The following is an 18,711-nucleotide window of genomic DNA, read 5'->3' as shown; positions in this document are numbered from 1 at the left end:
CCCCACAAGAATTGTTGTGGGAATCTCGATCCGGTGTAGGAGCGAGCCTGCTCGCGATGAGGCTGTTGAAGGCGCCGAAGCTCAGCCCTGGCGAACCCGCAGGCACCGCCACAATGCAACGACCATCAACCCGCTGACCAGCGCCCAACCCCAAGCTTGCTGGTTCTGCAGCCCTTCACGGAACAGCTGCGGGGCGATGCCGGCACCGACGATGAACGTCAGCAGGGCGATTTCGCGGCGCGGCACACGCACCGGGCGGCACAGGTACACCAGCGCCGGCACCACGAGCGCGGCGCTGGGGAAGCTGCGGTAGCGCGGGTCGAACACCAGTTCCAGCATCATCACCGCCGCCGCGAAACCGGCGGCCGCCACCAGCCAGCCGGCGCGGCGCTCCAGCGCGTCGAACCAACGCCCGCGCCAGCCCTCGCGGGCGCTCAGGCTCAGCGTGGCGTGGGCGAGGACCAACAGGTTCAGCCCGGCCAGCAAGCCGACCCACAGCCATTCGCCGGCGAACCGTGCCGTCACCTGCGCCAGGTCGCCCCAGGCGCCGAGGGAGCAGGCCGCCAGCGCCCCCAGCAAAGGCAGCACCAGGGCCGCCCGGGTGCTGCGCACGCGCCCGCCGAGGATCAGCGTGCCCAACAACACCAGCCCGCCCGCCGCCAGCCAGTGCTTCCAGTAAGGGACGTTGGTCACCGGCCCCTCCAGCACGCCCTTGTCCTGGCGATCGGCATCGAACAGCCCCCAGTAACCGCCCACCGCGCCTTCGCTCGCACGCTTCCACGGCTGGTCGAAGGCCTCGATCAGGTTGTAGTGCCAGCCTTCCTTTTCGGCCATCGCGACAAAGCCGCGGATGAACCTGGCCTCGTTGACCCGGCTCGGCACGGCGGTCTCGCGCTGGCGCCCCTCGCTCGGCCAGCCGGTCTCGCCGATCAGCACGTCCTTGGGCGCGAACTTGTTGCCGAACACCTGGCGCACATCCGCCACATGCTGCAGGGCGGCGTCGATGTTCGACGGCTCGTCCTCCCAGTACGGCAGCAAATGGATGGTCAGGAAATCCACCGCCGGCGCGACCTCCGGGTGCTTGAGCCAGAACTCCCAGACATCGGCGTAGGTCACCGGTTGCTTGATCTGGCCCTTTACCTTGTTGATCAGCCGCGCGAGCTGGGCCCCGGTGACTTCCTTGCGCAGCAGCGCTTCGTTGCCGACGATTACCGCGCTGACCACGTCGGGGTTGGCGTTGGCCGAGGCGATCAGCAGATCGACTTCCTTTTCGGTGTCCACCGGGTTGCTGTTGACCCAGGCGCCGATCATCAGCTTCAGGCCGTGCTTGCGCGCCAGCTCCGGCAGGGCTTCGAGGCCGGTCATGGAATAGGTGCGGATGCACTGGAAGCGGGTGGCGAGCAGGGCGAGGTCGGCGTCCATGCGCTCCGGGCGCAGCTTGAACGGCACGTCGAACGGCGACTGGTCTTTGTCGAACGGCGTGTAGGAGGCGCATTGCAGCTTGTGGGTCGCGCTGGCGGCGTCCGGCAGGGCTGCCGGTTTGCCCGCGCCGTACCAGAAGCCGCAGAGGGCGAGCAGGCCGAGCAGGCAGGCGCACAGATAAGGAACGATCGGGAAACGGGACGTCGCGGACATGGTCGGGCCGAGTGGCTGCAAAGCGACGCATGTTACCTGCATTCGGGCCCGGGTTGCAGGTTGCGGGGCTCTGGCATGCAAGGTTCGGGCGGTTTGCACGAGACGTTTTTGCGGCGCCGGCTTAATGGCCTTCTGATGTCGTTTCTCGTTGCGTCGAGGTCGCTGGCAGAGCAGGTCGCACGGGGCGCCGGGTTGATGATCGAAGCCGTCAGTGCTCCGCTGATGTTCGTACGAGTTTGCGGTCAGGCGTGATGGGGGCGCCGTGCACCATAACAATACGTTGACGCCGTCCGGCATCCGTCGGACGCAGCATTTCGGGGAAGTAACGATGAAGATGCGACGACTTTTAGCCGCAGGTGCCGCCCTGGCGCTTGCGATGGGCGCGACTCTGGCCAACGCTGAAACCAAGACCCTGAACATCGGTTACGTTGACGGCTGGTCCGACAGCGTCGCGACCACCCACGTGGCGGCCGAGGTGATCAAGCAGAAACTCGGCTATGACGTGAAGCTGCAGGCCGTCGCCACCGGGATCATGTGGCAGGGCGTGGCCACCGGCAAGCTCGATGCCATGCTCTCGGCCTGGCTGCCGGTGACCCACGGCGAATACTGGGCCAAGAACAAGGATCAGGTCGTCGACTACGGCCCCAACTTCAAGGACGCGAAGATCGGCCTGATCGTGCCGGAATACGTGAAGGCCAAGTCCATCGAAGACCTGAAGACCGACGACAGCTTCAAGAAGCGCATCGTCGGCATCGACGCCGGCTCAGGCGTGATGCTCAAGACCGATCAGGCCATCAAGGACTACGACCTGACCGGCTATCAGCTCAAGGCCAGTTCCGGCGCCGGCATGATCGCCGAGCTGACCCGTGCCGAGAAGAAGAACGAATCCATCGCCGTGACCGGCTGGGTGCCGCACTGGATGTTCGCCAAGTGGAAGCTGCGCTTCCTCGAAGACCCGAAAGGCGTGTACGGCGCGGCCGAGACCGTGAACAGCATCGGCAGCAAGGAACTGGACGCCAAGGCGCCGGAAGTCGCCAAGTTCCTGAAGAACTTCCAGTGGGCGTCGAAGGACGAGATCGGCCAGGTCATGCTGGCGATCCAGGACGGCGCCAAGCCTGAGGCGGCGGCCAAGGACTGGGTGGCCAAGCACCCGGAGCGCGTGGCCGACTGGACTAAATAATCGGTCTGTTGCTTGCCCCTGTGGGAGCGAGCCTGCTCGCGATTGCGTTCTGTCAGTTGACTCATCCGTCGACTGATGCCGCGCTATCGCGAGCAGGCTCGCTCCCACAGTCGTTTTCATGTGCTTGAGATTGGCGAAATCGCCATGCCGTTCTACTACTAAGGTCGTCTGGAAGCGCTCCCGCAGCCGCATACAGTGGATATGTTCCAAAAATAAAAATCTGTGCTGCGAGGATAACAACAATGAACGACAGCATTTACCTCTCGATTCAGAACAGCCCGCGCTTCAAGGAGCTGGTGAAGAAAAGGGAACGGTTCGCCTGGATACTCTCGGCGATCATGCTAGGGCTCTACTCCGGCTTCATCCTGCTCATCGCCTACGGGCCGCAGGTGCTCGGCGCCAAGATCAGCGCCGGCTCGTCCATCACCTGGGGCATCCCCATCGGCGTCGGGCTGATCGTCTCGGCCTTCATCCTGACCGGCATCTACGTGCGTCGCGCCAACGGCGAGTTCGACGACCTGAACAACGCGATCCTCAAGGAGGCTCAGCAATGATCCGGCGTCTACTGGCTCTTCTGAGCATCTCTGCATTCGCGCCGGCCGTCTGGGCCGCCGACGCCCTGACCGGCGAAGTCCACAAGCAACCGCTCAACGTCTCCGCGATCGTCATGTTCGTGGTGTTCGTCGGCGCGACCCTGTGCATCACCTACTGGGCGTCCAAGCGCAACAAGTCGGCGGCCGACTACTATGCCGCCGGCGGCAAGATCACCGGTTTCCAGAACGGCCTGGCGATTGCCGGCGACTACATGTCGGCGGCGTCCTTCCTGGGGATTTCCGCGCTGGTGTTCACCTCCGGTTACGACGGCCTGATCTACTCGATCGGCTTTTTGGTGGGCTGGCCGATCATCCTGTTCCTGATCGCCGAGCGCCTGCGCAACCTGGGCAAGTACACCTTTGCCGACGTGGCGTCCTATCGCCTGGGCCAGACCCAGATCCGCACGCTGTCGGCCTGCGGTTCGCTGGTGGTGGTGGCGTTCTACCTGATCGCGCAGATGGTCGGCGCCGGCAAGCTGATCCAGCTGCTGTTCGGCCTCGACTACCACGTCGCGGTGATCCTGGTCGGTATCCTGATGTGCCTGTACGTGCTGTTCGGCGGCATGCTGGCCACCACCTGGGTGCAGATCATCAAGGCGGTGCTGCTGCTGTCCGGCGCCTCGTTCATGGCGCTGATGGTGATGAAGTACGTCAACTTCGACTTCAACACCCTGTTCTCCGAGGCGGTGAAGGTCCACGCCAAGGGTGAGGCGATCATGAGCCCGGGCGGCCTGGTGAAGGATCCGATCTCGGCGTTCTCCCTCGGCCTGGCGCTGATGTTCGGCACCGCCGGCCTGCCGCACATCCTGATGCGCTTCTTCACCGTGAGCGACGCCAAGGAAGCGCGCAAGAGCGTGCTGTACGCCACCGGCTTCATCGGCTACTTCTACATCCTGACCTTCATCATCGGTTTCGGCGCGATCCTTTTGGTCAGCACCAACCCGGCGTTCAAGGACGCGGCGGGCGCGCTGCTCGGCGGCAACAACATGGCGGCGGTGCACCTGGCCAACGCCGTGGGCGGCAGCGTGTTCCTGGGCTTCATCTCGGCGGTGGCGTTCGCGACCATCCTGGCGGTGGTGGCGGGCCTGACCCTGGCCGGCGCATCGGCGGTGTCCCATGACCTGTACGCCAGCGTGATCAAGAAGGGCAAGGCCAACGAGAAGGACGAGATCCGCGTCTCGAAGATCACCACCGTGACCCTGGGCATCCTGGCCATCGGCCTGGGCATCCTGTTCGAAAGCCAGAACATCGCGTTCATGGTCGGCCTGGCGTTCTCCATCGCGGCCAGCTGCAACTTCCCGGTGTTGCTGCTTTCGATGTACTGGAAGCGCCTCACCACCCGCGGCGCCATGATCGGCGGCTGGCTGGGGCTGGTCAGCGCGGTGGGCCTGATGATCCTCGGCCCGACCATCTGGGTGCAGATCCTGCACAACGAGAAGGCGATCTTCCCGTACGAGTACCCGGCGCTGTTCTCGATGATCATCGCGTTCATCGGCATCTGGTTCTTCTCGGTCACCGACAAGTCGGCCGCCGCAGAGAACGAACGTGCGCTGTTCTTCCCGCAGTTCGTGCGTTCGCAGACGGGGCTGGGGGCGAGCGGGGCGGTGTCGCACTAAGCCGCAAGCCGCAAGCCTTGAGCTGCAAGTGAAATGCCCCGGTCGAGAGACCGGGGCATTTTTTTGCTGTTGGGGAGAGAGGGGGGGAGGGGCCGATGGCTGTGGGGGATGTGCCGGCCTCATCGCCGGCAGGCTGGCTCCTGCAGGGTTTTGTGGTGTTGTGTAGCGTTTGTGTGCGCCTTGGCCCTTTGTGGGGCCGGCCTGGCGATCGTGATGGGCGCGCTGGTGCGATGCCCACGCCAGGCCCGGAAAACAAAACGGCCCCCATTCGCATGGGGGCCGTTTCGGGTGCTGCCTAAGACGTTATCGCAAGACAGGTCTTATTTGCGGTCTTCCAGCTTGGTGATGTCACGCGACTCGTAGCCGGTGTACAGCTGGCGCGGACGGCCGATCTTGTACGGGCTGGAGAGCATTTCCTTCCAGTGGGAGATCCAGCCGACGGTGCGGGCCAGGGCGAAGATCACGGTGAACATGCTGGTCGGAATGCCGATCGCCTTGAGGATGATCCCCGAGTAGAAGTCGACGTTCGGGTACAGCGAGCGCTCGATGAAGTACGGATCGGTCAGGGCGATCTCTTCCAGGCGCATGGCCAGCTCGAGTTGCGGATCGTTCTGGATGCCCAGCTCTTTCAGCACTTCGTCGCAGGTCTGCTTCATCACGGTGGCGCGCGGGTCGCGGTTCTTGTACACGCGGTGACCGAAGCCCATCAGCTTGAACGGATCGTTCTTGTCCTTGGCCTTGGCGATGAACTTGTCGATGTTCGACACGTCGCCGATCTCATCGAGCATGGTCAGCACGGCTTCGTTCGCGCCGCCGTGGGCAGGGCCCCACAGCGCGGCGATGCCGGCGGCGATGCAGGCGAACGGGTTGGCGCCCGAAGAGCCGGCCAGACGCACGGTGGAGGTCGAGGCGTTCTGCTCGTGGTCGGCGTGGAGGATGAAGATCCGGTCCATGGCCTTGGCGAGCACCGGGCTGATCGGTTTGATCTCGCACGGGGTGTTGAACATCATGTGCAGGAAGTTCTCCGCGTACGACAGGTCGTTGCGCGGGTACATCATCGGCTGGCCCATGGAGTACTTGTAGACCATCGCGGCCAGGGTCGGCATCTTGGCGACCAGGCGGATCGCGGAGATTTCGCGATGCTGCGGGTTATTGATGTCCAGGGAGTCGTGGTAGAAGGCGGAGAGGGCGCCGACCACGCCGCACATGACGGCCATCGGGTGGGCGTCGCGGCGGAAGCCGTTGAAGAAGGTCTTCAGCTGCTCGTGAACCATGGTGTGGTTCTTCACGGTGCCGACGAACTGGGCCTTCTGCTCTGCGGTCGGCAGTTCGCCGTTGAGCAGCAGGTAGCAGGTTTCCAGGTAGTCCGACTTTTCGGCCAGCTGTTCGATCGGGTAGCCGCGGTGCAGCAGGATGCCGTTGTCGCCGTCGATGTAGGTGATCTTCGATTCGCACGAGGCGGTCGACATGAAGCCTGGGTCGAACGTGAAGCGGCCCGTGGCCGTCAGGCCCCGAACATCGATAACATCGGGACCAACGGTGCCGGTTAAAATGGGCAGCTCGACGGGGGCTGCGCCCTCGATGATCAACTGCGCTTTTTTGTCAGCCATGTGGCCTCCTATTTATGCTTGAAATCATCAGACAGACCCCCCACGCAGGGCCCGCACCACTATAGTGAGATAAATTCGAATGTCAATTTGCCTAAAGTCTTGCTCCAGAAGGCTTTAAGCAGACTTTTTCCTCGAAATTGCCTGCCATTTACGCCTTTTATGGGCGTTGTGCAATCCGCTATTGGGGGTAGGTGATTGCGTTGTCATTAGTAGCCTAACTGTCTATACTCGGCGACCGACCGCCAAGGGCTTTTGGGCTTGCTTTCATTGGGGGTCGCATCCCTGGGTGGTGGTTACCTGACCAGTGCACTCCCCAACAACTTTGCCCTGATTGTTAGGGGCTCTTCAGTGTGAAAAAAAAGCCGTGAAAAGCCAACGACCTGTAAACCTAGACCTAAGGACCATCAAACTCCCCATCACCGGCGTTACGTCGTTCCTTCACCGTGTTTCCGGCATCATCCTCTTCCTGGGCCTCGGCATCATGCTTTACGCATTGGGCAAGTCCTTGGGTTCCGAGGAAGGTTATGTCGAAGTGAAGGCATGCTTGACCAGCCCGCTGGCCAAGTTCGTAGCATGGGGCCTCCTGTCCGCTCTGCTGTATCACCTGGTTGCCGGTGTGCGCCACTTGATCATGGACATGGGCATCGGTGAGACGCTGGAAGGCGGCCGCCTGGGCTCGAAACTCATCATCGCCGTTTCCGTGGTGCTGATCGTTCTGGCAGGAGTTTGGATATGGTAACCAGCGTTACGAACCTTTCGCGTTCGGGCCTCTATGACTGGATGGCACAGCGTGTGTCTGCGGTCGTTCTCGCGGCTTATTTCATTTTTCTGATCGGCTACCTCGCCGCGAACCCCGGCATCGGCTATGAGCAATGGCACGGCCTGTTCGCCCACAATGCGATGCGTATCTTCAGTCTCCTGGCCCTCGTTGCCCTCGGCGCCCACGCCTGGGTCGGCATGTGGACCATCGCGACCGACTACCTGACGCCGATGGCGCTGGGCAAGTCCGCGACTGCAGTGCGTTTCCTTTTCCAGGCGGTATGCGGCGTCGCGATGTTCGCTTACTTCGTCTGGGGTGTGCAGATTCTCTGGGGTATCTGATTCATGGCTAACATTCCAACGATTTCTTTCGACGCCATCATCATTGGCGGCGGCGGCGCCGGCATGCGCGCTGCGCTGCAACTGGCGCAAGGCGGTCACAAGACTGCCGTGATCACCAAGGTCTTCCCGACCCGTTCGCACACCGTGTCCGCCCAGGGCGGCATCACCTGCGCCATCGCTTCGGCCGACCCGAACGACGACTGGCGCTGGCACATGTACGACACCGTCAAGGGCTCCGACTACATCGGTGACCAGGACGCCATCGAATACATGTGTCAGGAAGGCCCTGCCGCCGTGTTCGAGCTGGACCACATGGGTCTGCCGTTCTCCCGCACCGAAACCGGCCGCATCTACCAGCGTCCGTTCGGCGGTCAGTCCAAGGACTACGGTAAAGGCGGACAGGCTGCCCGTACCTGCGCCGCGTCCGACCGTACCGGCCACGCGCTGCTGCACACCCTCTATCAGGGCAACCTGAAGGCCGGCACCACGTTCCTGAACGAGTACTACGCTGTCGATCTGGTGAAGAACCAGGAAGGCGAGTTCGTCGGCGTGATCGCCATCTGCATCGAAACCGGCGAAACCACCTACATCCGTTCGAAAGCCACCGTGCTGGCGACCGGCGGTGCAGGCCGCATCTACGCTTCGACCACCAACGCCCTGATCAACACCGGTGACGGCGTCGGCATGGCCCTGCGTGCCGGCGTGCCGGTGCAGGACATCGAAATGTGGCAGTTCCACCCGACCGGCATCGCCGGCGCCGGCGTACTGGTCACCGAAGGCTGCCGCGGTGAGGGTGGTTACCTCATCAACAAGCACGGCGAGCGTTTCATGGAGCGTTACGCTCCGAACGCCAAAGACCTGGCCGGTCGCGACGTGGTTGCCCGTTCGATGGTCAAAGAGATCATCGCCGGCAACGGTTGCGGCCCGAACGGCGACCACGTGATGCTCAAGCTCGACCACCTGGGCGAGGAAGTGCTGCACAGCCGTCTGCCAGGCATCTGCGAACTGTCGAAGACCTTCGCGCACGTCGATCCGGTCGTCGCTCCGGTTCCGGTCGTTCCGACCTGTCACTACATGATGGGCGGCGTTGCCACCAACATCCATGGCCAGGCGATCACCCAGGACGCCGACGGCACGGACAAGATCATTCCGGGTCTGTTCGCGGTGGGCGAAGTGGCTTGCGTATCGGTTCACGGCGCCAACCGTCTGGGCGGCAACTCGCTGCTCGACCTGGTGGTGTTCGGCCGCGCTGCCGGCCTGCACCTGGAGAAGGCGCTGACCGACGGCATCGAATACGACGACGCCACCGAGGCTGACATCGAAGCCGCGCTGGCCCGCCTGAACGCGCTGAACAACCGCACCGACGGCGAAGACGTCGCCACCCTGCGTCGCGAGCTGCAAAGCTGCATGCAGAACTACTTCGGCGTGTTCCGCACCGGCGAATACATGCAGAAGGGCATCGCCCAGCTGGCCGAGCTGCGCAAGCGCATCGCCAACGTGAAGATCAACGATAAGTCGCAGGCGTTCAACACTGCACGTATCGAAGCGCTGGAACTGCAGAACCTGCTGGAAGTGGCCGAAGCCACCGCCATCGCTGCAGAAGTGCGCAAAGAGTCCCGCGGCGCCCACGCCCGTGAAGACTACGAAGACCGTGACGACGAAAACTGGCTGTGCCACACCCTGTACTTCCCGGGTGAGAAACGTGTCGCCAAGCGTGCCGTGAACTTCTCGCCGAAGACTGTTCCGACTTTCGAACCTAAAGTCCGGACTTATTAAGGGTGACCGCCATGTTGAAAGTCAGTGTTTATCGTTACAACCCTGATCAGGACGCTGCGCCGTTCATGCAGGAATTCCAGGTCGATACCGGTGGCAAAGACCTGATGGTGCTGGACGTGCTGGCCCTGATCAAAGAGCAGGACGAGGGTTTCTCCTACCGTCGTTCCTGCCGTGAAGGCGTCTGCGGCTCCGACGGCATGAACATCAACGGCAAGAACGGCCTGGCGTGCATCACGCCGCTGTCCGCCGTGGTGAAGGGCAACAAGCTGGTCATTCGTCCGCTGCCGGGTTTGCCGGTCATCCGTGACCTGGTCGTCGATATGAGCATCTTCTACAAGCAATACGAGAAGGTGAAGCCATTCCTGCAGAACGACACGCCGGCTCCGGCCATCGAGCGTCTGCAGTCCCCTGAAGAGCGTGAAAAGCTGGACGGTCTGTACGAGTGCATCCTGTGCGCCTGCTGCTCGACCTCCTGCCCGTCCTTCTGGTGGAACCCGGACAAGTTCCTGGGCCCGGCCGCCCTGCTGCAAGCGTACCGCTTCCTGGCAGACAGCCGCGACACCAAGACCTCCGAGCGTCTGGCTTCGCTCGATGACCCGTTCAGCGTCTTCCGCTGCCGGGGCATCATGAACTGCGTCAACGTATGTCCGAAAGGCCTGAACCCGACTAAGGCCATCGGTCACATCCGTAACATGCTGCTCTCGAGCGGCGTGTGATTCAGCTGCTGTACCCGCCGCTGTAAAAAGCGGCACCGCTGTACCCGTAGAAGGTCTCGGCGCGGGCTTCAACCCGCGCCCTGGCTATAACCAGAGCAACAGCCAAAAGCTGCGGCTCTTATTTTTGAAGAAATGAGACAAGCAGGGGCATCCGGGCTGGTACCCGGACTATCAGTGTGATCCTAAGTGGCTTGTTTTGGTCGCTGCATTCGGACTTCTGCAAGTTTGCTCGGTGTCGACACCGATGGTGTTCCCCTAACCGAGGGTGACCAAGCATGCAAGAAAGCGTGATGCAGCGCATGTGGAACAGCGCCTACCTTTCAGGTGGAAACGCTGCCTATGTGGAAGAGCTTTATGAGCTCTACCTGCACGACCCTAACGCTGTGCCAGAAGAGTGGCGCACCTACTTTCAGAAGCTGCCAGCCGACGGCAGCTCTGCCACCGATGTTTCGCACTCCACGATTCGCGATCATTTCGTGCTGCTGGCAAAGAACCAGCGCCGCGCCCAGCCGGTTTCCGCCGGCAGCGTGAGCAGTGAGCACGAGAAGAAGCAAGTTGAAGTGCTGCGATTGATCCAGGCCTACCGTATGCGTGGCCACCAGGCAGCCCAGCTTGACCCGCTGGGGCTGTGGCAGCGTCCTGCACCGGCAGACCTGTCGATCAATCACTACGGCTTGACCAATGCCGATCTTGATACGACCTTCCGTGCCGGCGACCTGTTCATCGGCAAGGAGGAGGCGAGCCTACGCGAAATTCACGAAGCGTTGCAGCAGACATATTGCCGCACCATCGGCGCTGAATTCACGCACATCACCGATTCCGAGCAGCGCCAGTGGTTCCAGCAGCGTCTGGAAAGCGTACGCGGCCGTCCGACCTACTCCGCCGACATCAAGAGCCACCTGCTCGAGCGCGTCACCGCCGGCGAAGGCCTGGAGAAGTACCTGGGCACCAAGTACCCGGGCACCAAGCGTTTCGGCCTGGAAGGCGGCGAAAGCCTGATTCCGATGCTTGACGAGCTGATCCAGCGTTCCGGTTCCTACGGCACCAAGGAAGTCGTGATCGGCATGGCCCACCGCGGCCGCCTGAACGTGCTGGTCAACACCTTCGGCAAGAACCCGCGCGAGCTGTTCGACGAGTTCGAAGGCAAGAAGAAGGTCGAGCTGGGCTCCGGCGACGTGAAGTACCACCAGGGCTTCTCGTCCAACGTGATGACCTCCGGTGGCGAAGTCCACCTGGCGATGGCGTTCAACCCGTCCCACCTGGAAATCGTTTCCCCGGTGGTCGAGGGTTCCGTGCGCGCCCGTCAGGACCGCCGCAACGACCCGACCGGCGAGAAGGTGCTGCCGATCTCCATCCACGGTGACGCTGCGTTCGCAGGTCAGGGCGTGGTCATGGAAACCTTCCAGATGTCGCAGACCCGCGGTTTCAAGACCGGCGGCACCGTGCACATCGTGATCAACAACCAGGTCGGCTTCACCATCAGCAACCCGCTGGACTCGCGTTCCACCGAGTACGCCACCGACGTTGCGAAGATGATCCAGGCGCCGATCCTTCACGTGAACGGCGACGATCCGGAAGCCGTGCTGTTCGTGACCCAGCTGGCCATCGACTACCGCATGCAGTTCAAGCGCGACGTGGTGATCGACCTGGTCTGCTACCGTCGCCGCGGCCACAACGAAGCCGACGAGCCGAGCGGCACCCAGCCTCTGATGTATCAGCAGATCACCAAGCAGCGCACCACCCGTGAGCTGTACGCCGATCGTCTGACCCAGAGCGGTGTGCTCGACGCCGAGCGCGTCCAGGCCAAGGTCGACGAGTACCGCAACGCGCTGGACAACGGCCTGCACGTGGTGAAGAGCCTGGTCAAGGAGCCGAACAAAGAGCTGTTCGTCGATTGGCGTCCGTACCTGGGCCACGCCTGGACCGCGCGTCACGACACCCGCTTCGACCTCAAGACCCTGCAGGAACTGTCCGCCAAGCTGCTGGAGATTCCGGAAGGCTTCGTGGTTCAGCGTCAGGTCGCCAAGATCTACGAAGACCGTCAGAAGATGCAAGCCGGCGGCCTGCCGATCAACTGGGGCTACGCCGAAACCATGGCGTACGCGACCCTGGCGTTCGAAGGTCACCCGATCCGCATGACCGGTCAGGATATCGGCCGCGGCACGTTCTCGCACCGCCACGCCGTCCTGCACAACCAGAAAGATGCCGGCACCTACGTTCCGCTCAAGCATCTGTTCGAAGGTCAGCCGCGTTTCGAGCTGTACGACTCGTTCCTGTCGGAAGAGGCCGTGCTGGCGTTCGAATACGGCTACTCGACCACCACGCCGAACGCGCTGGTGATCTGGGAAGCCCAGTTCGGCGACTTCGCCAACGGTGCGCAGGTCGTGATCGACCAGTTCATCACCAGCGGCGAGCACAAGTGGGGCCGCCTGTGCGGTCTGACCATGCTGCTGCCGCACGGCTACGAAGGCCAGGGCCCCGAGCACTCCTCGGCACGCCTTGAGCGTTACCTGCAGCTGTGCGCCGAGCACAACATCCAGGTGTGCATGCCGACCACCCCGGCCCAGATCTACCACTTGCTGCGTCGTCAAGTGATCCGTCCGCTGCGCAAGCCGCTGGTGGTCCTGACGCCGAAGTCGCTGCTGCGCCACAAGCTGGCCATCTCGACCCTGGAAGATCTGGCCGAAGGCTCGTTCCAGACCGTTATCCCGGAAATCGATGCACTGGACCCGAAAAAGGTCGAGCGCGTTGTCCTGTGCAGCGGCAAGGTCTACTACGACCTGCTGGAAAAACGCCGTGCCGAAGGTCGTGAAGATATCGCCATCGTGCGTATCGAGCAGCTGTACCCGTTCCCTGAGGACGACCTGAAGGAAGTCCTGGCGCCTTACACCAACGTGAAACACGCCGTTTGGTGTCAGGAAGAGCCTATGAACCAGGGCGCCTGGTACTGCAGCCAGCACCACCTGCGTCGCAGCGTCGGCAACCTCAACAAGTCTCTCGTACTCGAGTACGCGGGCCGTGAGGCATCGGCCGCACCTGCATGCGGTTACGCATCGATGCACGCCGAGCAGCAGGAACAACTGCTGCAAGACGCGTTTACCGTTTAACGCCTTCGCGCACCTGAAACCGAATTTAAGGAACCACAGACAATGGCTATCGAGATCAAAGCCCCCACTTTCCCGGAATCGGTCGCCGACGGCACCGTTGCCACCTGGCACAAGCAACCGGGCGACGCCGTCAAGCGTGACGAGCTGATCGTCGACATCGAGACCGACAAGGTCGTGCTGGAAGTGCTGGCCACCGCCGACGGCGTGCTGGGCGCAATCGTCAAGAACGAAGGCGACACCGTTCTGTCCGACGAAGTGCTGGGCTCCATCGTTGAAGGCGGCGCCGCAGCCGCCGCTCCGGCTGCCGCTGCTGCTCCGGCCGCCGCCGCCGCTGCCCCGGCTGCCGCCGACGGCGAAGACGACCCGATCGCTGCGCCTGCCGCACGCAAGCTGGCTGAAGAGAACGGCATCAACATCGCTTCCGTTGCCGGCACCGGCAAGGGCGGTCGCGTGACCAAGGAAGACGTGGTGGCTGCCGTTGCCGCCAAGAAGGCCGCTCCGGCCGCTGCGCCTGCCAAGGCCGCCGCACCTGCCGCCGCCGCTCCGGTGTTCGCTGCCGGCGACCGCGTCGAGAAGCGCGTTCCGATGACCCGCCTGCGTGCCAAGGTCGCCGAGCGTCTGGTCGAAGCCCAGTCGAACATGGCGATGCTGACCACCTTCAACGAAGTCGACATGACCGAAGTCATGGCCCTGCGTTCGAAGTACAAGGATCTGTTCGAGAAGTCCCACAACGGCGTGCGCCTGGGCTTCATGTCGTTCTTCGTGAAAGCCGCCACCGAAGCCCTGAAGCGCTTCCCGGCCGTGAACGCGTCGATCGACGGTTCGGACATCGTCTACCACGGTTATGCCGACATCGGTGTCGCCGTTTCCAGCGACCGTGGCCTGGTGGTGCCGGTCCTGCGCAACGCCGAACTGATGAGCCTGGCTGAAATCGAAGGCGGCATCGCCACCTTCGGCAAGAAAGCCCGTGACGGCAAACTGTCGATGGAAGAGATGACCGGCGGTACCTTCACCATCACCAACGGTGGTACCTTCGGTTCGATGATGTCGACCCCGATCGTCAACCCGCCGCAGGCCGCGATCCTGGGCATGCACAACATCATCCAGCGTCCTATGGCCGTCAACGGTCAGGTCGTGATCCGTCCGATGATGTACCTGGCGCTGTCCTACGATCACCGTCTGATCGATGGCAAAGAAGCTGTGACCTTCCTGGTGACCATCAAGAACCTGCTGGAAGATCCGGCTCGTCTGTTGCTGGATATCTGATAGAAGCAGCTGTGAGCTGCAAGCTTCGAGCCGCAGGAAAGGGCGGTTCGGCTTGCGGCTTGCGGCTTGAAGCTTTTCGCTCAAGAGGATTTTTTGAATGTCGCAGAAATTTGACGTAGTAGTGATCGGCGCGGGCCCTGGCGGCTACGTGGCTGCCATCAAGGCCGCACAACTGGGCCTCACCACTGCCTGCATCGAGAAGTACACCGATGGCGAAGGCAAGCTGGCCCTGGGCGGCACCTGCCTGAACGTAGGCTGCATTCCTTCCAAGGCGCTGCTGGACAGCTCCTGGAAATACAAGGAAGCGAAAGAGAGCTTCAACGTCCACGGCATCTCCACCGGCGAAGTCAAGATGGACGTCGCCGCGATGGTCGGCCGCAAGGCCGGCATCGTCAAGAACCTGACCGGCGGCGTTGCCACCCTGTTCAAGGCCAACGGCGTCACTTCGATCCAGGGCCACGGCAAGCTGCTGGCCGGCAAGAAAGTCGAAGTCACCAAGCCTGACGGTTCGGTCGAAGTCATCGAAGCCGAGAACGTGATCCTGGCTTCCGGCTCCCGTCCGATCGACATTCCGCCGGCTCCGGTCGACCAGAAAGTCATCGTCGACTCCACCGGCGCCCTGGAATTCCAGACCGTGCCTAAGCGTCTGGGTGTGATCGGCGCCGGCGTGATCGGCCTGGAACTGGGTTCGGTCTGGTCGCGTCTGGGTGCTGAAGTCACCGTCCTGGAAGCGCTGGACACCTTCCTGATGGCCGCGGACACCGCCGTTTCCAAGGAAGCGCTGAAGACCCTGACCAAGCAAGGCCTGGACATCAAGCTGGGCGCCCGAGTGACCGGCTCCAAAGTGACCGGCGACGAAGTCGTGGTGAACTACACCGACGCCAACGGCGAACAGTCCATCACCTTCGACAAGCTGATCGTAGCCGTCGGTCGCCGTCCGGTGACCACCGATCTGCTGGCTGCCGACAGCGGCGTGACCATCGACGAGCGTGGCTTCATCTTCGTTGACGACCACTGCGCGACCAGCGTACCGGGCGTTTACGCCATCGGCGACGTGGTTCGTGGCATGATGCTGGCGCACAAGGCGTCGGAAGAAGGCATCATGGTCGTCGAGCGCATCAAGGGCCACAAGGCTCAGATGAACTATGACCTGATCCCTTCGGTTATTTATACTCACCCGGAAATCGCGTGGGTCGGCAAGACCGAACAGGCCTTGAAAGCCGAAGGCGTTGAAGTTAACGTCGGCACCTTCCCGTTCGCGGCCTCCGGCCGAGCCATGGCGGCCAACGACACCGGCGGTTTCGTCAAGGTCATCGCCGACGCCAAGACCGACCGCGTCCTGGGCGTGCATGTGATCGGCCCGAGCGCTGCCGAACTGGTTCAGCAGGGCGCGATCGGCATGGAATTCGGCACCAGCGCTGAAGACCTGGGCATGATGGTATTCTCCCATCCGACCCTGTCCGAAGCCTTGCACGAAGCTGCTTTGGCCGTGAATGGCGGCGCCATCCACGTGGCCAACCGCAAGAAGCGTTAAGACACAATAAGAAACCACGGCGGTATCGGCCCGTCGTGAGCCTTGCGTGCAAGACTCACCGCGGAATGTCCGCTGGACGCAGTCTTGCGTAGCTGCACCGGGTATCCGGAAAGGCTGCGCAAGCAGCAGTCACAGGTGGCGCGGCACTCATAAAGAGCGCAGCGCCGAATGCGCAGTACCTAACGAAGACGGTAAAAAGCATGAATCTTCACGAGTATCAGGGTAAGCAGCTGTTCGCTGAGTACGGCCTGCCAGTATCCAAAGGCTACGCGGTAGACACCCCGGAAGAAGCGGCAGAAGCTTGCGACAAGATCGGCGGCAACGAGTGGGTCGTCAAAGCCCAGGTTCACGCCGGTGGTCGCGGTAAAGCGGGCGGCGTCAAGCTGGTTCGCAGCAAAGAAGACGCCAAGGCCTTCGCACAGCAGTGGCTGGGCAAGCGTCTGGTGACCTACCAGACTGACGCCAACGGTCAGCCGGTCACCAAGATCCTGGTTGAATCGTGCACTGATATCGCTAAAGAGCTGTACCTGGGCGCTGTCGTTGACCGTTCGAGCCGCCGCATCGTGTTCATGGCTTCCACCGAAGGTGGCGTGGACATCGAGAAGATCGCTCACGACACTCCAGAAAAAATCCTGAAGGCCACCATCGATCCGCTGGTCGGCGCTCAGCCGTTCCAGGGCCGCGAGCTGGCGTTCCAGCTGGGTCTGGAAGGCAAGCAAGTCGCTCAGTTCGCCAAGATCTTCACCGGTCTGGCCAAGCTGTTCAAGGATCACGACCTGGCCCTGCTGGAAGTGAACCCGCTGGTGATCAAGGCCGACGGCGACCTGCACTGCCTGGATGCCAAGATCAACATCGACGCCAACGCGATGTACCGTCAGCCTAAGCTGAAGACTTTCCACGATCCGTCGCAAGACGATCCGCGCGAAGCGCACGCCGCCAAGTTCGAACTGAACTACGTGGCCCTGGAAGGCAACATCGGCTGCATGGTCAACGGTGCCGGCCTGGCCATGGGTACCATGGACATCGTCAACCTGCACGGCGGCAAGCCAGCCAACTTCCTCGACGTAGGTGGCGGCGCGACCAAAGAGCGCGTGACCGAAGCGTTCAAGATCATCCTGTCCGACAGCAATGTCGCAGCAGTGCTGGTCAACATCTTCGGCGGCATCGTTCGCTGCGACATGATCGCCGAAGGCATCATCGGCGCCGTGAAAGAAGTCGGCGTGAAAATCCCGGTTGTTGTTCGTCTTGAAGGCAACAACGCTGAACTGGGCGCTAAAGTACTGGCAGAAAGCGGTTTGAACATCATCGCTGCTACCAGCCTGACCGACGCTGCTCAACAAGTTGTCAAAGCTGCGGAGGGCAAGTAATGAGCGTCCTGATCAATAAAGACACCAAAGTCATCTGCCAGGGTTTCACCGGCGCGCAGGGTACTTTCCACTCCGAACAAGCCATCGCCTACGGCACCAAGATGGTCGGCGGCGTGACTCCAGGCAAGGGTGGCACCACTCACCTGAACCTGCCTGTGTTCAACACCGTGAAAGAAGCCGTAGAAGCCACCGGCGCCACCGCCAGCGTGATCTACGTTCCGGCTCCTTTCTGCAAGGACTCGATCCTGGAAGCGGCCTTCGGCGGCATCAAGCTGATCGTCTGCATCACCGAAGGCATTCCTACCCTGGACATGCTGGACGCGAAAGTTAAGTGCGACGAGCTGGGTGTCACCCTGATCGGCCCTAACTGCCCAGGCGTGATCACTCCGGGCGAGTGCAAGATCGGCATCATGCCAGGTCACATCCACTTGCCAGGCAAGGTCGGCATCGTTTCCCGTTCCGGCACCCTGACCTATGAAGCTGTGAAGCAGACCACCGACGCCGGTTTCGGCCAGTCGACCTGCGTCGGCATCGGTGGTGACCCGATCCCGGGCTCCAACTTCATCGACATCCTGAAGCTGTTCCAGGAAGACCCGAAGACCGAGGCGATCGTGATGATCGGCGAGATCGGCGGTTCGGCTGAAGAAGAAGCGGCTGCCTACATCAAGGCCAACGTGACCAAGCCGGTTGTTTCCTACATCGCAGGTGTGACTGCTCCTCCGGGCAAGCGCATGGGCCATGCTGGCGCAATCATCTCCGGCGGCAAAGGCACTGCAGACGAGAAATTCGCTGCGCTGCAAGACGCAGGCGTGAAAACCGTGCGTTCGCTGGCGGACATCGGCAAGGCCCTGGCCGAGCTGACTGGCTGGGAAGTGAAGAAGTAAGCTTCGGCTGACTTTCAAGCTCCAGCACACAAAGGCCACCTTCGGGTGGCCTTTGTCGTTTCCGGGCAGCGACAAGCTTCAAGTCGCAAGTGGCCACTTTCAAGCGCTGCTTGCCGCTGGAAACTTGTAGCTTGTAGCTGTTTTTCATTCAAAAACGCGACACAGAAACGTCGCGTATCGGATAGTTCGCCCTCAAACAGTGCGTTTGTCCGACAGATTCGTTAGGCTAGCAGCCATTTTTGCGTCTGCCGCCCACAAGGCATGCAACGCGCTAAACGGGTCAGTCTCATACGGACTGACAGCATTTCCCTCACCCAACAGGGAAA

14 protein-coding genes are annotated in these 18,711 nt (G+C 62.0%); 12 read left to right on the top strand and 2 right to left on the bottom strand.

Annotated features, from left to right (window positions below; translation table 11 throughout):
• Positions 1-81: 81 nt before the first annotated feature.
• Complete coding sequence (locus KVG96_RS16660; RefSeq protein ID WP_217893090.1) at positions 82-1,677, bottom strand: glycoside hydrolase family 17 protein; 1,596 nt, start codon at positions 1,675-1,677, stop codon at positions 82-84.
• Between the two features lie 286 nt (positions 1,678-1,963).
• Here KVG96_RS16660 and KVG96_RS16655 point away from each other — a divergent pair, with 286 nt between their 5' ends.
• From KVG96_RS16655 to KVG96_RS16645, 3 genes are all read left to right on the top strand, one after another.
• Entirely contained in the window at positions 1,964-2,815 is an 852-nt protein-coding gene (locus tag KVG96_RS16655; RefSeq protein WP_217893089.1) for a glycine betaine ABC transporter substrate-binding protein, read from the top strand.
• 242 nt (positions 2,816-3,057) lie between these two features.
• The gene (locus KVG96_RS16650; protein WP_217893088.1) at positions 3,058-3,369 is read left to right on the top strand and encodes a DUF485 domain-containing protein; all 312 of its coding nucleotides are present in this window, start codon (positions 3,058-3,060) and stop codon (positions 3,367-3,369) included.
• Positions 3,366-5,024: a cation acetate symporter gene (locus KVG96_RS16645; RefSeq protein ID WP_085631178.1), complete on the top strand. Its 1,659-nt coding sequence runs from the start codon at positions 3,366-3,368 to the stop codon at positions 5,022-5,024. The genes KVG96_RS16650 and KVG96_RS16645 overlap by 4 nt, the downstream gene beginning before the upstream one ends.
• 320 nt (positions 5,025-5,344) lie before the next feature.
• Here KVG96_RS16645 and gltA read toward each other — a convergent pair whose 3' ends face one another.
• Positions 5,345-6,634: a citrate synthase gene (gene gltA / locus KVG96_RS16640; protein WP_007959044.1), complete on the bottom strand. Its 1,290-nt coding sequence runs from the start codon at positions 6,632-6,634 to the stop codon at positions 5,345-5,347.
• A gap of 364 nt (positions 6,635-6,998) precedes the next feature.
• On the opposite strand from gltA, the gene sdhC reads away from it, so the two are divergent.
• From sdhC to sucD, 9 genes are all read left to right on the top strand, one after another.
• On the top strand, positions 6,999-7,373 hold the full coding sequence (gene sdhC / locus KVG96_RS16635) for a succinate dehydrogenase, cytochrome b556 subunit (RefSeq protein ID WP_011333113.1): 375 nt from the start codon (positions 6,999-7,001) through the stop codon (positions 7,371-7,373).
• A complete protein-coding gene (sdhD, locus tag KVG96_RS16630) occupies positions 7,367-7,735 on the top strand; it encodes a succinate dehydrogenase, hydrophobic membrane anchor protein (protein ID WP_055137329.1) in 369 nt (122 codons plus the stop codon). The genes sdhC and sdhD overlap by 7 nt, the downstream gene beginning before the upstream one ends.
• A 3-nt stretch (positions 7,736-7,738) precedes the next feature.
• Positions 7,739-9,511, top strand: coding sequence for a succinate dehydrogenase flavoprotein subunit (gene sdhA, locus KVG96_RS16625; protein ID WP_085577747.1), 1,773 nt, complete (start codon positions 7,739-7,741; stop codon positions 9,509-9,511).
• An 11-nt stretch (positions 9,512-9,522) separates the two neighbouring features.
• On the top strand, positions 9,523-10,227 hold the full coding sequence (locus KVG96_RS16620) for a succinate dehydrogenase iron-sulfur subunit (RefSeq protein ID WP_065260469.1): 705 nt from the start codon (positions 9,523-9,525) through the stop codon (positions 10,225-10,227).
• 275 nt (positions 10,228-10,502) lie between these two features.
• A complete protein-coding gene (locus KVG96_RS16615; protein ID WP_085577746.1) occupies positions 10,503-13,334 on the top strand; it encodes a 2-oxoglutarate dehydrogenase E1 component in 2,832 nt (943 codons plus the stop codon).
• Between the two features lie 42 nt (positions 13,335-13,376).
• Positions 13,377-14,600 (top strand): 2-oxoglutarate dehydrogenase complex dihydrolipoyllysine-residue succinyltransferase, encoded by a 1,224-nt coding sequence (gene odhB / locus KVG96_RS16610; protein WP_085577745.1) that lies wholly within the window; start codon positions 13,377-13,379, stop codon positions 14,598-14,600.
• Between the two features lie 97 nt (positions 14,601-14,697).
• Positions 14,698-16,134, top strand: a complete 1,437-nt coding sequence (gene lpdA, locus KVG96_RS16605; protein WP_085577744.1) for a dihydrolipoyl dehydrogenase — start codon at positions 14,698-14,700, stop codon at positions 16,132-16,134.
• A 200-nt stretch (positions 16,135-16,334) separates the two neighbouring features.
• Positions 16,335-17,501, top strand: coding sequence for an ADP-forming succinate--CoA ligase subunit beta (gene sucC / locus KVG96_RS16600; RefSeq protein ID WP_085577743.1), 1,167 nt, complete (start codon positions 16,335-16,337; stop codon positions 17,499-17,501).
• On the top strand, positions 17,501-18,385 hold the full coding sequence (gene sucD / locus KVG96_RS16595) for a succinate--CoA ligase subunit alpha (RefSeq protein ID WP_011333119.1): 885 nt from the start codon (positions 17,501-17,503) through the stop codon (positions 18,383-18,385). Before sucC ends, sucD begins: the two co-directional genes overlap by 1 nt.
• The last annotated feature ends 326 nt before the right edge of the window (positions 18,386-18,711 follow it).

It is taken from the genome of Pseudomonas ekonensis (assembly GCF_019145435.1).
Lineage (GTDB): Bacteria > Pseudomonadota > Gammaproteobacteria > Pseudomonadales > Pseudomonadaceae > Aquipseudomonas > Aquipseudomonas ekonensis.
Note: the sequence above shows the minus strand (reverse complement) of the source record. Positions and strands in the feature narration are given on the sequence as shown.

Excerpts from the sequence above, each read along its gene's own strand:
- sucC (WP_085577743.1), top strand. The coding sequence starts at position 16,335 with ATGAATCTTCACGAGTATCAGGGTAAGCAGCTGTTCGCTGAGTACGGC.
- lpdA (WP_085577744.1), top strand. The coding sequence starts at position 14,698 with ATGTCGCAGAAATTTGACGTAGTAGTGATCGGCGCGGGCCCTGGCGGC.
- KVG96_RS16655 (WP_217893089.1), top strand. The coding sequence starts at position 1,964 with ATGAAGATGCGACGACTTTTAGCCGCAGGTGCCGCCCTGGCGCTTGCG.
- gltA (WP_007959044.1), bottom strand. The coding sequence starts at position 6,634 with ATGGCTGACAAAAAAGCGCAGTTGATCATCGAGGGCGCAGCCCCCGTC.
- odhB (WP_085577745.1), top strand. The coding sequence starts at position 13,377 with ATGGCTATCGAGATCAAAGCCCCCACTTTCCCGGAATCGGTCGCCGAC.
- sdhD (WP_055137329.1), top strand. The coding sequence starts at position 7,367 with ATGGTAACCAGCGTTACGAACCTTTCGCGTTCGGGCCTCTATGACTGG.
- KVG96_RS16615 (WP_085577746.1), top strand. The coding sequence starts at position 10,503 with ATGCAAGAAAGCGTGATGCAGCGCATGTGGAACAGCGCCTACCTTTCA.
- KVG96_RS16660 (WP_217893090.1), bottom strand. The coding sequence starts at position 1,677 with ATGCAGGTAACATGCGTCGCTTTGCAGCCACTCGGCCCGACCATGTCC.
- KVG96_RS16620 (WP_065260469.1), top strand. The coding sequence starts at position 9,523 with ATGTTGAAAGTCAGTGTTTATCGTTACAACCCTGATCAGGACGCTGCG.
- sucD (WP_011333119.1), top strand. The coding sequence starts at position 17,501 with ATGAGCGTCCTGATCAATAAAGACACCAAAGTCATCTGCCAGGGTTTC.
- KVG96_RS16650 (WP_217893088.1), top strand. The coding sequence starts at position 3,058 with ATGAACGACAGCATTTACCTCTCGATTCAGAACAGCCCGCGCTTCAAG.
- KVG96_RS16645 (WP_085631178.1), top strand. The coding sequence starts at position 3,366 with ATGATCCGGCGTCTACTGGCTCTTCTGAGCATCTCTGCATTCGCGCCG.
- sdhA (WP_085577747.1), top strand. The coding sequence starts at position 7,739 with ATGGCTAACATTCCAACGATTTCTTTCGACGCCATCATCATTGGCGGC.